16 protein-coding genes and 1 other RNA gene are annotated in these 13,890 nt (G+C 33.5%); 6 read left to right on the top strand and 11 right to left on the bottom strand.

Annotated elements, in window-relative coordinates; all coding sequences use genetic code 11:
• Positions 1–114: 114 nt before the first annotated feature.
• Together OZP10_RS01415 and OZP10_RS01420 are read left to right on the top strand one after the other, a co-directional pair.
• Entirely contained in the window at positions 115–1,473 is a 1,359-nt protein-coding gene (locus OZP10_RS01415) for a sensor histidine kinase (protein ID WP_281633183.1), read from the top strand.
• A gap of 10 nt (positions 1,474–1,483) precedes the next feature.
• A complete protein-coding gene (locus tag OZP10_RS01420; protein ID WP_281633184.1) occupies positions 1,484–2,173 on the top strand; it encodes a response regulator transcription factor in 690 nt (229 codons plus the stop codon).
• Positions 2,174–2,198: 25 nt separating this feature from the next.
• Here the strand turns inward: OZP10_RS01420 and OZP10_RS01425 are convergent, their stop codons facing one another.
• Positions 2,199–2,741, bottom strand: coding sequence for a hypothetical protein (locus tag OZP10_RS01425; protein ID WP_281633185.1), 543 nt, complete (start codon positions 2,739–2,741; stop codon positions 2,199–2,201).
• A gap of 195 nt (positions 2,742–2,936) precedes the next feature.
• On the opposite strand from OZP10_RS01425, the gene OZP10_RS01430 reads away from it, so the two are divergent.
• Positions 2,937–3,131: a hypothetical protein gene (locus OZP10_RS01430; protein ID WP_111377225.1), complete on the top strand. Its 195-nt coding sequence runs from the start codon at positions 2,937–2,939 to the stop codon at positions 3,129–3,131.
• A 90-nt stretch (positions 3,132–3,221) separates the two neighbouring features.
• On the opposite strand, the gene OZP10_RS01435 is transcribed toward OZP10_RS01430, so the two are convergent.
• Positions 3,222–4,469 carry a cation:dicarboxylate symporter family transporter gene (locus tag OZP10_RS01435; protein WP_281633186.1) on the bottom strand — a complete coding sequence of 416 codons (1,248 nt, stop codon included), beginning with the start codon at positions 4,467–4,469 and terminating at the stop codon, positions 3,222–3,224.
• A 30-nt stretch (positions 4,470–4,499) separates the two neighbouring features.
• An RNA gene (gene rnpB / locus OZP10_RS01440) (RNase P RNA component class A) lies at positions 4,500–4,840 on the bottom strand.
• Positions 4,841–4,964: 124 nt separating this feature from the next.
• Here rnpB and OZP10_RS01445 point away from each other — a divergent pair.
• On the top strand, positions 4,965–5,258 hold the full coding sequence (locus tag OZP10_RS01445) for an SH3 domain-containing protein (RefSeq protein WP_008467915.1): 294 nt from the start codon (positions 4,965–4,967) through the stop codon (positions 5,256–5,258).
• 146 nt (positions 5,259–5,404) lie between these two features.
• On the opposite strand, the gene OZP10_RS01450 is transcribed toward OZP10_RS01445, so the two are convergent.
• Positions 5,405–5,776 carry a LysM peptidoglycan-binding domain-containing protein gene (locus tag OZP10_RS01450; RefSeq protein ID WP_281633187.1) on the bottom strand — a complete coding sequence of 124 codons (372 nt, stop codon included), beginning with the start codon at positions 5,774–5,776 and terminating at the stop codon, positions 5,405–5,407.
• 6 nt (positions 5,777–5,782) lie between these two features.
• Positions 5,783–6,259 carry a BON domain-containing protein gene (locus tag OZP10_RS01455; protein ID WP_281633188.1) on the bottom strand — a complete coding sequence of 159 codons (477 nt, stop codon included), beginning with the start codon at positions 6,257–6,259 and terminating at the stop codon, positions 5,783–5,785.
• 343 nt (positions 6,260–6,602) lie between these two features.
• Between OZP10_RS01455 and dnaX the strand changes: the two genes are divergently transcribed.
• Both dnaX and OZP10_RS01465 read left to right on the top strand, forming a co-directional pair.
• Positions 6,603–7,688: a DNA polymerase III subunit gamma/tau gene (gene dnaX, locus OZP10_RS01460; RefSeq protein WP_066034110.1), complete on the top strand. Its 1,086-nt coding sequence runs from the start codon at positions 6,603–6,605 to the stop codon at positions 7,686–7,688.
• A 254-nt stretch (positions 7,689–7,942) separates the two neighbouring features.
• Positions 7,943–8,359 (top strand): DNA polymerase III subunit gamma/tau, encoded by a 417-nt coding sequence (locus OZP10_RS01465; RefSeq protein ID WP_281633189.1) that lies wholly within the window; start codon positions 7,943–7,945, stop codon positions 8,357–8,359.
• A gap of 51 nt (positions 8,360–8,410) precedes the next feature.
• On the opposite strand, the gene OZP10_RS01470 is transcribed toward OZP10_RS01465, so the two are convergent.
• The 6 genes from OZP10_RS01470 to OZP10_RS01495 form a co-directional block, all read right to left on the bottom strand.
• Positions 8,411–8,989 carry an NAD(P)H-dependent oxidoreductase gene (locus OZP10_RS01470; protein ID WP_281633190.1) on the bottom strand — a complete coding sequence of 193 codons (579 nt, stop codon included), beginning with the start codon at positions 8,987–8,989 and terminating at the stop codon, positions 8,411–8,413.
• Between the two features lie 107 nt (positions 8,990–9,096).
• A complete protein-coding gene (locus OZP10_RS01475; RefSeq protein ID WP_281633191.1) occupies positions 9,097–9,660 on the bottom strand; it encodes a Crp/Fnr family transcriptional regulator in 564 nt (187 codons plus the stop codon).
• Positions 9,661–9,663: 3 nt separating this feature from the next.
• The gene (locus tag OZP10_RS01480) at positions 9,664–10,245 is read right to left on the bottom strand and encodes a TMEM175 family protein (protein ID WP_281633192.1); all 582 of its coding nucleotides are present in this window, start codon (positions 10,243–10,245) and stop codon (positions 9,664–9,666) included.
• A 20-nt stretch (positions 10,246–10,265) separates the two neighbouring features.
• The gene (locus OZP10_RS01485) at positions 10,266–11,156 is read right to left on the bottom strand and encodes a Ppx/GppA phosphatase family protein (protein ID WP_281633193.1); all 891 of its coding nucleotides are present in this window, start codon (positions 11,154–11,156) and stop codon (positions 10,266–10,268) included.
• Between the two features lie 33 nt (positions 11,157–11,189).
• Positions 11,190–13,268 (bottom strand): polyphosphate kinase 1, encoded by a 2,079-nt coding sequence (ppk1, locus tag OZP10_RS01490; RefSeq protein ID WP_281633194.1) that lies wholly within the window; start codon positions 13,266–13,268, stop codon positions 11,190–11,192.
• A gap of 5 nt (positions 13,269–13,273) precedes the next feature.
• On the bottom strand, positions 13,274–13,759 hold the full coding sequence (locus OZP10_RS01495) for a SixA phosphatase family protein (RefSeq protein WP_281633195.1): 486 nt from the start codon (positions 13,757–13,759) through the stop codon (positions 13,274–13,276).
• Between the last annotated feature and the right edge of the window lie 131 nt (positions 13,760–13,890).

Here is a 13,890-nt window from a genome sequence, read left to right on the forward strand (position 1 = left end):
GCTGCAAAAATGCTTTGAAAATCTAGTTCCGAAAGTTAATCGTAGGTTAATGCAAGGTTAATCTGCTATTTGTATGGTAAAAGCCGTATTTTTGAAACAGAATTTTAAAAGAGTATGAAACAAAGAATCAATTTATTAATCACATTTTCTGTCATTGCGCTAATTGTGCTCATGACAGTACAATGTTATTTGGTAAAAACAGCCTACGAATATAAAGTGGCACAGTTTCATACGCAGATTAAAAATGAAATTGCCCAGATTTCGAATAATTATAGCGATATTGATTCGGCTTTGGTTGCAAAAAGAGAAATGCTTTACAAAAGCCTTTCGGAAAAATATATAAAAGGAAAAAACACCAAACTGGATCTTAAAATTGGCGTTTTACAAAATGAATACCAGAGCGCTGTAACTCGAGAAATCCAAAGAAAATTTGAAAGAGATTTACCTAATTTTAAAATTGATTTTGCGATTGTTCTCAACAAGTTTATTTTGTATCAAAGTGCAAAAAAAGCCGATACGATTTTCTCGGAAAAGCCTTTTATCCATAATAAGTTGTACGGAAATCTGGCTTCTTTAAATCATGCTTTTTTAGTGCGAAATTATGTTGGAACAACCAACGGAACTTTTGAAAATCAGGAATATCAATTACTGACAGAAGACTCCATGTACGTTTCTGTAATGGATTGGGAAATGATTATTTTGAAGCGAATGACTTTTATTCTCATTCTGTCTCTATTATCAATTTTGACTTTAATTACGCTTTTTGTTATTGCCTTAAAAGCTTTAATCAAACAGAAAAAAGTGAGTGATGTAAAAACCGATTTCATCAACAATATTACACACGAACTTAAAACGCCTTTGGCAACTTTAGGGATTTCGACAAAGATTTTAGCACAAAAAAGCATTCGTGACAATGACGAAAATTTTAATGCCATTGTGAGTACAATTTCACGTCAGAATAACCGTCTGCAAAATCTAATCGATCAGGTTATGGCGAATTCTTTAGCAGAAAATGAAATTGAATTGCAAAAGGAAAAAATAGATGCCGAAGATTTCCTGCTTTCTATTGTCAATGATTTTAAAATTGCTTTTCCAAAAATCAATCTTAAAACCGATTTTCAGACAGCGAAAACTATTCTGGTTTTGGATAAATTTCATTTGACAACTGCTTTCTTAAATGTTCTAGAAAATGCTGTAAAATACGGATCGAACACTATAACGGTAAAAACAAGAATTGCAGAAAACCAGTTTTCTATTAGTTTTGAAGATGATGGAATTGGAATTGCAAAAAACAAACAAGCATTTCTTTTCGAGAAGTTTTATCGTGTTGAACAAGGAAATCTGCATAATACAAAAGGCTTAGGTTTAGGATTATATTATGTTGATCAGATTGTAAAAGCACATCAAGGCTCTGTTAACGTTATTAGCGAGTTAGGAAAAGGAACTCAGTTTACTATTTTATTAAAAGTTTAATTACCTTATTTTGAAAAGATTACTTTTAGCCGAAGACGATTTTGATTTTGCTGCAATTTTAAAACAATATCTAGAACTGCATCAATTTGAAGTAATCTGGGCAGAAAACGGCGAGATAGCTTTGGACTATTTTAAAAACCAGGCTTTTGATATTTGTATTTTTGATGTCATGATGCCCAAAATGGACGGATTTTCATTGGCTGAAAAAATAATTAACATCAATCCAGAAATTCCTTTTATTTTTCTAACAGCTAGAAAGCTCAAAGAAGATAAAATTATTGGTCTAAAACTTGGCGCAGATGATTATATCGCAAAACCTTTTGAAGTCGACGAACTGGTTCTTCGTTTACAGAATATTCTAAAGAGAATAGAGCAAAAAAGAAGTTTGGAGGGGAATAATATAATTGAAATTGGTTCGTATATTTTTGATAATGAACGTTTGACTCTGAATAATAAAAACCATGTTCAACAGCTTACAGAGATGGAAGCTTCACTTATTGAGTATCTCTATCTCAACCATAATCAGTTACTAAAGAGAGATCAGATTTTAATGTCGGTTTGGAAAAAAGACGATTATTTCTCAGGACGAAGCATGGATGTTTTTATTAGCAGACTTAGAAAATATTTTAATTCAGATCCAAAAATCAAAATAGAAAGCGTTCGCAATATCGGATTAGAATTTAAAATAGAAAAACCTTGACGAATCAAGGTTTTTTCTATTTTTTTTATTTGATGACCCAACCTAAAGTAAAGTTTCCTACTGGTACAAATTCTGTATCATATTTATCAAAATTCACTCCTGGTCCAACATTAAACTCGAGATTAAATCTTCCTTTATAAGTTCGCTGCAAACCCCATAATGCTGCAACTGTAAATGATCCTACGTAATTCCCGAATTTATCATTCGTCGAAATCGAAGGAAAACTATAAAGTACATTTGCTGCAATATAATTTCCTGAGTTAAAAGCTGTTCTTTTTCCTTTGTTAGCTCTTTTTTCTAAATTATAATAATGACGAAACTGCTCATTAATTAAAGGGAAAAGATAGACATTGCTCTCGTCATAATAACTGTTGTATCGATATCCCAAACCTAAAGCTGCCTCCGAATAAAGTGTGTTTTTTGCTGACAATGCATGTTCATAAACAAAACCTGGAAATAGCAGATTAATTTTAAACTGATTTTTTACAGAAACTGAAGCTTCTTCTTGTGCTTGAATTGCAGTAAATGAAATAGTAAATAGAAGTAATAAAATGTAATTTTTCTTCATTGTTTTTCAATTGGTTAGTTGCGACAAAAATAGTATTAAAAGTATATTATCCTACTAAAAGCAAATTTATTTTCTTACAACTAGAAATAACAATCTATGGCACTGCAAATCATGTAATTTTTCAAGATCAATTATATAACAACAATTAACTTATTGAAATTTAACTTTGTTAGAGAACTTTTAAATCTAACAATCATGAACCTAAAAAGATTTTTCGGCGGATTGCTTACAATCCTCGGAATTATAGGACTTATCTATACTGCGGTTATTTTTGCCGGCACATCTGGAGAAACTAGAGATATAAAATCGCTTATTATTTACGGCATACTCGGAATCGTATTTTTTACATCGGGTATTAGTCTGGTGCGAACTACAAAGGACGAAAGTTAAAAAAAGGTACAAAGAGGCAAAGGCTCAAAGAGGCAAAGTTTTAAATCCTTTGTACCTTTGAGCCTCTCGACCTTTAAACCTAAAAAATAACTATTCCGAAACAGGATCCAGATTTAACTCTGTAAAATCTCTTTCTGTTTTAGAAATTATTATGGTTGCGACTGTGTTTCCAATTAAATTGGTAATCGCTCTAGCTTCGCTCATAAATTTATCTACACCCAGTAAAAATGCCAAACCTTCAACTGGAATTTTATGCAAGGCTGTTAAGGTTGATGCTAAAACAATAAATCCGCTTCCGGTTACACCCGCTGCTCCTTTGGAAGTAATCATCAAAATTCCGATAACGGTCATGATTTCAAAAAAGGTTAAATGCACGTCATAAAGCTGTGCAATAAAAAGAACCGACATTGAAAGATAAATCGAAGTTCCGTCAAGATTAAAAGAATAACCAGTCGGAATCACCAAACCTACAACCGATTTACTACAGCCCATTCTTTCCAATTTCACCATAATACTTGGCAAAGCAGCCTCAGAAGAGGAAGTTCCGAGAACCAGTAAAAGTTCTTCTTTAATGTATTTTAAAATCGAAAGGATACTTATTTTATAATATCGTAATATGCTTCCTAAAACCAAAAAGACAAATAATGCCATTGTTAGATAAACACATAGCATCAGTTTTCCAAGCGGAATCAAAGTGGCAAGACCAAACTTTCCTATTGTGTAGGCCATTCCGCCAAAGGCACCAACTGGAGCAAGATACATTACATATTTTAAAGCAGTAAAAACGACTTTTGAAAATCGTTCTAAAACTAAAATAGTCTGTTCTCTTTTCTGATAAAAGTTCAGCGCGATTCCGCATATAATGGCAGCCAATAAAACCTGTAATGTAAAGTTGGACAAGAAGAATTGCAACCACGAAAAATCCTTTGCTGCTCCGTTTGTATATTGGCTTGCATCTCCAAAAGTCAGACCCGATTTATCAATTTTTCCCGGTTTAAATATATAAGCAACAGTTACACCAATTGCCAAAGCAACGGTCGAAACCACTTCAAAATACGTTAAAGCTTTAACGCCAATTCGACCTACTTTTTTTAGATTTCCCATTCCCGAAATTCCCAGAACGATCGTCAGGAAGATAATTGGACCAATAAAGAGTGAGATTAACTGAATGAACTTTTTACCCAGAAATTCCATCTTTACACCATTTTCTGGAGAAAAATGTCCAAGTAAAACACCCGAAATAATAGCAATTAAAACCCAAAAAGTAAGATTGGTTACTATGGCTCTAAAAAGGCTTTTTTTAGATTTTGGCGAAGGATTTGGAGTAGTAATATTCATGAGAATTAGTTAGATAGTTCACAAATATATAAAAAATGCAGACCTGTAAGCCGGATTCTGTTCTTGTCTCATTTTGCAATGATACAATACCTTATCATTTATCTAGATTCAGCATTACTACTGAACTCAATCTACCTACCCTTCGGCAACGGACGAGAAGCCCTTAAATGCCGATATACTTGGTATTTCACCGCATAGAGTTTACCTGGTTTCACTACAGCATTACCTGTACATACTTTCTGCTGCACTTGTCCTAATCCCTTTCGGAACCGACGGGCGTTACCCGCTATGCTTCTCTGTGGTGTCCGGACTTTCCTCCCTTCCGATCCCGATAGCTATCGGGACGAAACGACGATAAGGCGGTCTGCGCTGCAAAAGTAGCGATTTAAGAACTAACAATAATAATTTTAAATTTCAGATTTTATGAATTTTATCATAACTTTTTAATTTTAAAATAGTTATCTTTAAAAATCTATAATTTAAATTCGGTTTATCATGAAAAGAATGTATCATTACGCAACTGTTTCAAAGGCTTTAGATCAATTGAATGAGAAAGGATTTACGTGCGACTTTAATCGAAATGCAGACGCGATTAAAAAAAATCCTGAGAAATTTGAAATTGTTCATGTGTATCGATACGAGGGTGAGTCAGACCCAGCAGATGAAGCAGTTGTATACGGAATTAAATCAACTTCGGGCAAAAAGGGAGTTTATGTCGCTGGTTTTTCAGCCGATTCAGATCAGGAAACAGCGAAGTTTTTATTTGATTTAAGCATCCGAGGACGTTAGAAAATCAAGTAAAAAAATGAGAACAAAAAAAATATTAAATAATCTATGTCATTCCTAGAAGCCGAAATTCTTTTTCGTTTTTTAGGAATGACATAAAATAAAAACCTTTGTTCTTTTGAAGCTTTAACCCCTTAAAGCTAAAAAAGCTAAACTGTCGGTATTTTCAATTTCCATCCTGGCTTAATTAAATCAGGATTTGAAATAATATCCTTGTTCGCTTCAAAAATATCCTGCCAAGAAACTCCGTATGCTTTTCCAATCTTCGAAAGAGAATCTCCTACTTCAACTGTATATTCTCTCGAAAAGCCTTCTTCCACTTCAATATTCATAACCAAATCGGCCGATCTAAAATCAGGATCAATAGTATTATAAGCATTCCAAAGCTTTTCTTTTTCTGCCGCAGATTTTGCTTTTCCGTCAATATAAAGCACATTATCCTGCTCTCTTACTTGCAAATTTTCAATTCCTAATTCGGATGCCAAATCTGTCACTTCTCTATATTTATCTTGTAAACTCATAACAACTTATTTTATAATTAATTTGTTATCTACTTTTTTAGGTTTCAATTCCTGAATGCTTTGGATAAGAGGCTGTAGTTTGTCTCTTTTAATTTCTCCCGAAAGTGTTACAACGCCTCCCACAACAGTTGCACTAACACCATCATAAGCATCTACAACTTTACTAACGGACTTGTCTAAATCGGCATCTGAATTAATAACAACAGTAGCCGCAGCTTGTTCCTGATTGGCTTTTTCAATTTCGCAGGTATTAACTACAGATTTAACACCTTTGGTTGCTTTTACGCTTTTTCCAATATTTTTTTTGAACATTTCATCATCACAAACACCTGTAATTGTAGCCACACCTTCATGTACTGTAACTTGGATGTCTGGATCATTTAATTTTTCATTAATTGCTTTTTCAATATCGGCATCACTGGGTTTGCACGACACCAAAAAAACACTGAGACTCATTCCTAATAAAATTGATCTAATTTTCATAATGATAGGTTTTAATAATTAACTCCTTAAAGTTAAACAAATTAAATATCAACAAGTTATATGATATTGTTATGATATTTGTAAATTTTCCAGCAATTTAACTTTTATCAACTTCTAAAAATTATTCAAAAAAAAACGCAAAAAGAAATTTCTGATAAAGAAAAAACAGAAGCAAAATTGGAAACTTTCAGTCGATACATTATCATTTCTTTGATTGTCAACATCGTATTATTTCTGATTTTACTCTTTGTTATTTTGAAGAAAAAGAATTTCGCTAAATAACTAAAATCGGTTTTAAACAACGAAACAAAAGTCATATATTTGCTATCGAATAAAAAAGAATATGGAACAATTTGTAGTATCGGCACGTAAATATCGCCCGCAGACCTTTAAGGATGTTGTGGGGCAAAAAGCCATTACCAACACTTTGTTAAATGCTATAGAAACCAATCACTTGGCTTCTGCTCTTTTATTCACAGGACCGCGTGGAGTTGGAAAAACAACCTGCGCTCGTATCTTGGCTCGAAAAATAAATCAGCCTGGATATGATGATCCTACCGAAGATTTTGCCTTTAACGTTTTTGAGCTGGATGCTGCCTCAAACAACTCGGTTGATGATATTCGTAATCTTATCGATCAGGTTAGAATCCCGCCACAGACTGGACAATACAAAGTATATATCATTGACGAGGTTCATATGTTGTCTTCGGCCGCTTTTAATGCTTTTCTTAAAACATTAGAAGAACCGCCAAAACATGCTATTTTCATTTTGGCTACAACAGAGAAACACAAAATCCTTCCAACGATTTTATCTCGTTGTCAGATATTTGATTTCAAAAGAATTACGGTAAAAGACGCTAAAGAACATTTAGCAGATGTTGCCGAAAGTCAAGGAATCGTTTTTGAAGACGATGCATTGCACATTATTGCTCAAAAAGCAGATGGCGCCATGCGTGATGCTTTGTCTATTTTTGACCGTGTAGTTTCGTATTGCGGAACAAATTTGACTCGCCAAGCCGTAACCGAGAACCTAAACGTCTTAGATTACGAAACCTATATTTCGATTACTGATTTACTTTTGGAAAATGAAATTCCGAAACTATTATTAGCATACAATGATATCTTAGCAAAAGGTTTTGATGGACATCATTTTATTGCAGGTTTGGCTTCACATTTCAGAGATTTATTAGTAAGCAAAACGCCTTCGACTATTGCTTTATTAGAAGTTGGCGAACAAGCACAGCAAATGTATGCCGTTCAATCACAGAAATGTTCTCAGGAATTTTTACTTAAAGGGATTGACATTGCAAACGACTGCGATTTAAAATACAAATTAAGTCAGAATCAACGCCTTTTAGTTGAATTATGCTTGATGCAATTGGCCTCTATCAACTTTGATGGAGAAAAAAAAAAGCTGAGCAATTCATAATTCCGCCCGTTTACTTTAAAAATGGAGGTTATTCTATAGTTGAAGTCCAAAATCCAAAGCCTAAAGTTGAAAGTTCTGTTGCAACTGAGAATCAAACTTCTCAAGCTGTAACTGAAACTAAAACTGCCATTTCTCAACCGCAACACGCTACTGAAACTCCAAAAGTTCAAACTCCTGAAGCTCCAAAAACAGAGGCAAACGGTGCTCCTAAAGTTTCTGCTTTTTCTCTTGCCAGTATCCGCAAGAAAAAAGAAATGGAAGCCAGCGGCAAGACATATGTTAAACCTACTTCTGCTTATTTAACTGAAGAATTTAATGAAACCGATATGCGTCTTCACTGGAACAAATATGCAGAACGTTTAGGCCAAAAAGGTCTTAAGATTATGGAATCGATTCTATTGATTAGCGATCCTGTTCTGAATGGCACAACAATCTCTTATGAATTGCCAAACGAAGGTTCTAAATTGGATTTTGAAGGTCAAATGAATGGTTTATTAGGATATTTAAAAGGTCACTTACATAATCATGATATTACAATTGAAGTAATTGTAAACGAAGAGATTAAAGCAGTAAGAGCTCTTAACGATCAAGATCGATACAATCGTTTCTTAGAAATCAATCCAAGCATTGAACTTTTACGCACTACATTTGGATTGGATATAAATCTTTAATCTCTTGTTTCTACCACAAATCAATTCATTCTGGTAATTTATAACAAAGTTTTATTTGTTTTTGAGTCCGAGATTGTAGACTTTCTCAAGCCATTTCTTTCTTTGCTCTTCGTTAGAACCTTTTATAATTCCGACGTAACTCACTCTGACAGGTTTTACACCGCAAAACTCCAAAGTAGATTTCTTTAACTGGTTTACGCTTGGCCTTCCAAAAAACAAGCGATAATACCAGCCTGGCTGATCTAAAGTTGTGATAATATGAGCTGTTTTACCTTTTAGCAATTTATCCCACCAAACCGAATTTTCGCGATACTGAAATGTCATTCCTGGTAAAAACAAACGATCTATAAATCCTTTTGTTATCGCTGGGAGTCCGCCCCACCAAACGGGATGAATCCAAACCAGATGATCTGCTCTTTTTATTTTCTCCCACGATTCTAATAAATCTGGTTCTAAGCCTGTTCTTTTTTGATAACCAAATTTTAGATTTGGATTGAAATTTAAATTGGCAATTGTGATGGTTTCAACTTGTGCACCAGAAGCAATTGCTCCGCTTTTATAAGATTCAGCAATTCCGAAATTGAAACTTTCTGAATTTGGGTGTCCGTTTATTATTAGTATTTTTTTCATATTTATGTTTTTTCAAAAATACTATTAGTACATTTTCTTTTACTGGACAAATGTCCTGAAAAGTCTTTTTTGCCACAGATTACACAGATTAAAAGGATTTTTTAAATCTAAAAAACAATAGCCTTTCTAATTCTGCTTAAATGTCTTGGAGTAATTCCTAAATACGAAGCCAAATATTGCAACGGGATTAACTGAATATAGTTTTGATGATTTGTGCAAAGTTCTTCGTAACGTTCTGCGCCTGATAATTTTTGAAACGAAATCATTCTTTTATGCAGGTTTACAAATTCTAATTCAGTCAATTTCCTGCCTGTTTCCTGCCAATTAAAACCTGATTGATAGAGCTTTTCTAAACCTTTTCGGTCTAAAATCTGTAATTCTGTATCGGTTAAAGCCTGAATATTTTCTTCTGCTTTTTCTTGGGTAATAAAACTGGCAAAAGAAGCCATAAATTCATTTTCAAAAGCAAAACAATTGGTAATTTCGTCGCCTTTGTGATTGACAAAAAAGGAACGGAGAATTCCTTTTTCTATAAAAACAATTTCGTTGCAAACCTGATTTTCAGTCAAGAGAAGTTCTCCTTTTTTTAATGTCCGAAATGTAATCAAACCATCTAAAAGGCTTAATTCATCATCTGAAAAATCTTGAATGGACTGGAAAACAGTTTTCATAAATTAATCCTCAGAAGCAAAAACGCGTTCAATTCTTTTATCTGGAATAAGCCAAAGCATAGCCACAATAAAATAAGCTGCTCCTGAAATCCATTGATTATAAAATGCAGTGACAATTCCGATTACATATAAAACTAAGGAGATTTTACCTTTAAAATCCTTTTTAAGCACTCTTCTCAAAGCCGAATCATTTCCTTCACTGCACATAATGGTATATTGCAGAATAACATACGAAATTGCAGAAAGCAGCAAAATAGTTCCATATAAACTCATTGCGGCCTTTTCAAAATTATGCTCTCCCATCCAAGCGGTAGAAACAGGAATTAAGGAAAGCCAAAACAAAAAGTGTAGATTACTCCATAATACCTTTCCGTTTACTTTTGACAATCCATGAAGTAAATAATGATGGTTATTCCAATATATTCCAACGTAAATAAAACTCAAAACATAACTTAAAAACTTTGGGATAAGAGGTTTTAAATCTGAAAACTCATGCCCTTCCGGCGCTTTGATTTCCAAAATCATAATCGTAATAATGATTGCCAAAACGCCATCACTAAAAGCTTCAAGTCTGCCTTTATTCATTTACAAAGAAAATATAAATATTAAATTTTACCGAAATACATTGCTTTTACAATACCATCAGAAAGTCCGATTTTAGGAACATAAATCTGGCGTGCACCGCTCCATTTCATCGCATTAAGATAAATACGAGTTGCATGGATAATTACGTCGGCACGGTCAGAATTCAGTCCTAATTCGGCAATTCTCTGTTCGTAAGTCAATGAATTTAAAAATGCGTACTGTGAGTTAACATAAATGTAAGAAAGCGGTTTTTCCTGCTGTTTTCCAGACATTTTAAACAACTTATTGATGTTTCCTCCAGAACCAATCAGTGTTACCTCATCGTAATCTGCCGTGTTGGTTTTAATCCATTTTTCGATCTCATCCCAAACTGAATCATGAACCATATTATTCAGTAAACGAACAGTTCCCGCTTTGAAAGATCTTGAAGTAATCATTTTTCCGTCAGAGAATAAAGTAAATTCGGTACTTCCACCTCCAACATCCACAAATAAATAGGTTTCGTCTGACTTGATTAAATGATGCAAATCTGTAGAAGCAATAATTGCTGCTTCTTTTTTACCGTCGATAATCTCTATTTTAATGTCGGCTTTTTTCTTAATTAAAGCCACAACTTCTTTAGCATTATATGCCTCCCGCATTGCAGAAGTTGCAAACGCCATATAGCGTTCTACTTTATGTACTTTCATCAAAAGATTGAATGCTTTCATCGCATCAACCATTCGATCTATATTTTCTGGTGAAATTTCTCCAACCGTGAAGGCGTCTTGTCCTAAACGAATTGGCACACGAACAAGGGAACTTTTATTAAACTGCGGTTCTTTACCTTCTTGTTCCACAACGTTAGCGATCAAAAGCCTCATGGCATTTGAACCGATATCTATCGCTGCAAACTTCCTAATATTAATCATGCTCACTTAATGATTTGAAATTGGTATTTATTATTAATTTATTTTTTGAGGAACCTCATCTAGTATCGCTACTTTATTCTGATAATATTTATAGGTCTCAAATTGCGCTCTAAATGGGGCATGATGATTTTTGGGCTTATATTTATTATCCAATTTATAAGAATGATATCTCACTTTTACGTTTCCTTTCCAGGCAATATTGAAGTTGTCAATCAATTCTTTCTTAATTTCAAGGTCATAAATCGGACAGGTTACTTCGACTCTTCCATCAAGATTTCTGGTCATAAAATCGGCAGACGAAATATAAACTTCGGTTAAACCAGCATTTCCAAAAATATAAACTCTCGAATGTTCTAAGTAATTATCTACAATACTTATAGCCTCGATATTTTCACTCATTCCAGGAATTCCAGGAATCAAAGAACATATTCCTCTAACTTGCAATTGGATTTTTACTCCGGCATTGCTTGCTTCGTATAATTTATCGATCATTTTAAAATCAGATAAACTATTCATTTTTAACTTTATATGTGTTTTTCTACCTGCAAGCGCATGCAGAATTTCACGGTCAATCAGTTTTATGAATTTGCTCCTTGTATAATGAGGCGATACGATTAAATGTTTGTATCTGTGAACTCTATAATTGATATCGAAAAACTCAAATATTTTTGATGTGTCTTTTAAAATTCCCTGATGGCATGTAAACAATGTTACATCGGTATAGATTTTTGCTGTCGACTCATTGAAGTTTCCAGTTGAAATAAATCCGTAACGACGGTTTTTACCTTCTTCCATTCTTTCAATTACGCAAATCTTACTGTGCACTTTCAATCCTTTGATACCAAAAATAAGTTCGATGCCTTCTGTCTGCATTTGTTCTGCATACGAAATATTCGATGCTTCATCAAAACGTGCCTGAAGCTCGATTTGCACTACTACCCTTTTACCATTTTTGGCCGCATTTATTAGCGAACTGATAATCTGTGAATTCTTCGCTAAACGATATAATGTAATTTTTATGCTAGTTACTTTTGGATCTAAAGCAGCTTCACGCAAAAATCTAGTTAAATAGGAGAATGACTGATATGGCGCATGAACCAAATAATCTTTTTTAGAGATTTTTTCTAAAATACTTCCTTCCAAACTCAAACCTGGAACCGGCAATGGTTCGTTTGGTTTATACAATAAATCGTATCTGCCTAGATTTGGAAAACTCATATAATCACGACGATTATGATATCTTCCTCCTGGAATTATACTATCTGTTTCTACAATTTTCATTTTATCCAAGAAAAATTGAAGTGTGTCTTCTTCAATTAAATTGTCATAAATAAAACGAACAGGTTCTCCAATTCGGCGATCTTTTACAGAGTTCGAAATTTTTTCAAGCATACTTTTACTCAAATCGCTATCAATATCCAACTGCGCATCGCGTGTAATTTTAATCATGTGAGCAGAAACGCTCTTATAATTAAATATATTAAAGATGTTTTTTAGCTTGAAACGAATAACATCATCAATTAAAATGACATATTGCTTTTCGTCATCAGAAGGAAGAACAACAAACCTGTTAATGTTTTTGGGAATCTCAATTAAAGCATAACGAACCTCATCATTTGCCAATTCTAAACGAACTGCCAAATATCCTAAGGTATCTTTTAGAATTGGAAAAACGGCTAAATCATTCAAAATGATGGTTACCAATTCTGGACTTAACTTTTGGGTATAAAAATCTTTTAAAAAACATTCTTGTTTTGGTGAAATCTGCGTTTCGTTTATAATAAAAATATTTTCAGATTCAAGCTCTGCTTCAATATTTCCAAGTATACGCAAACTTTCAGATTGCTGCTGAATTACGATTTCGGTAATGTCTTTAATTAATTGATGGGCAGAAATACCACCCAAATATTTTTCGCCAGAAATACCAGAAAGGCTTAATCTTCGAATGGCCGCATACCGAACTCTAAAAAATTCATCTAAATTGTTTGAAAAAATTCCAACAAAACGCAGTCTGTCTAAAAGTGGTACTGTATTGTCTGCTGCTTCCTGAAGCACTCTTGCATTAAACGCTAGCCAGCTTTTTTCTCTATCGATATATTTCTGTTCGTACACTGTAATTATTTTAAATCTTTGGGGAAAATAGTTTTATGTGTTTTGCCCTTATGGATCGTGTCCCAGCTGTCGGCATCAAATTGTAAAGATACAAAGCCTGAAGTTGGAACATTTTCTATAAAAACATCCCCAAATTTATTAACAAAATTTGTAATAGCCTCGTTATGTCCGAAAAGAATAACGCTTTCAAAACTATTATCACATGATTTAATAACTTTTTCGAGTTGCCTTTCATCAAAAGTGTATAAATCATCTCTAAAAATGATACTCTCTAAAGGATAGGATAAGTTTTGCGCAAAAATTAAAGCAGTTTCTGAGGCTCTCGCAGCAGTACTGCTCCACATTATATATGTCTTAGGAAGATACCCTGAAATATTTAATGAAACATCATGCGCATCTAAAATTCCCCTTTTCATTAACGGACGATCAAAATCTTTTAAAGGTGCTTCCCAGCTAGATTTGGCATGACGAATTAAAATAAGATTTTTCATAAACAGCAGAATTTAAAAACCTGATGTCCAGGTTATTTTTAATTAAGTTCTAATTTACAAAAGATATTTTAAACCTTCTCCTTTTTTTATTTCTGTTAACATTATAACGAAATTTTAACAAGAATAAACAA

The organism is Flavobacterium luteolum (genome assembly GCF_027111275.1).
GTDB lineage: Bacteria > Bacteroidota > Bacteroidia > Flavobacteriales > Flavobacteriaceae > Flavobacterium > Flavobacterium luteolum.

What these genes read in the sequence shown, in the direction of transcription:
- dnaX (WP_066034110.1), top strand. Translation starts at nt 6,603, where the DNA reads ATGGAACAATTTGTAGTATCGGCACGTAAATATCGCCCGCAGACCTTT.
- OZP10_RS01465 (WP_281633189.1), top strand. Translation starts at nt 7,943, where the DNA reads ATGGAAGCCAGCGGCAAGACATATGTTAAACCTACTTCTGCTTATTTA.
- OZP10_RS01455 (WP_281633188.1), bottom strand. Translation starts at nt 6,259, where the DNA reads ATGAAAATTAGATCAATTTTATTAGGAATGAGTCTCAGTGTTTTTTTG.
- OZP10_RS01475 (WP_281633191.1), bottom strand. Translation starts at nt 9,660, where the DNA reads ATGAAAACTGTTTTCCAGTCCATTCAAGATTTTTCAGATGATGAATTA.
- OZP10_RS01435 (WP_281633186.1), bottom strand. Translation starts at nt 4,469, where the DNA reads ATGAATATTACTACTCCAAATCCTTCGCCAAAATCTAAAAAAAGCCTT.
- OZP10_RS01430 (WP_111377225.1), top strand. Translation starts at nt 2,937, where the DNA reads ATGAACCTAAAAAGATTTTTCGGCGGATTGCTTACAATCCTCGGAATT.
- OZP10_RS01445 (WP_008467915.1), top strand. Translation starts at nt 4,965, where the DNA reads ATGAAAAGAATGTATCATTACGCAACTGTTTCAAAGGCTTTAGATCAA.
- OZP10_RS01485 (WP_281633193.1), bottom strand. Translation starts at nt 11,156, where the DNA reads ATGATTAATATTAGGAAGTTTGCAGCGATAGATATCGGTTCAAATGCC.
- OZP10_RS01425 (WP_281633185.1), bottom strand. Translation starts at nt 2,741, where the DNA reads ATGAAGAAAAATTACATTTTATTACTTCTATTTACTATTTCATTTACT.
- OZP10_RS01450 (WP_281633187.1), bottom strand. Translation starts at nt 5,776, where the DNA reads ATGAGTTTACAAGATAAATATAGAGAAGTGACAGATTTGGCATCCGAA.
- OZP10_RS01470 (WP_281633190.1), bottom strand. Translation starts at nt 8,989, where the DNA reads ATGAAAAAAATACTAATAATAAACGGACACCCAAATTCAGAAAGTTTC.
- OZP10_RS01480 (WP_281633192.1), bottom strand. Translation starts at nt 10,245, where the DNA reads ATGAATAAAGGCAGACTTGAAGCTTTTAGTGATGGCGTTTTGGCAATC.
- OZP10_RS01415 (WP_281633183.1), top strand. Translation starts at nt 115, where the DNA reads ATGAAACAAAGAATCAATTTATTAATCACATTTTCTGTCATTGCGCTA.
- OZP10_RS01495 (WP_281633195.1), bottom strand. Translation starts at nt 13,759, where the DNA reads ATGAAAAATCTTATTTTAATTCGTCATGCCAAATCTAGCTGGGAAGCA.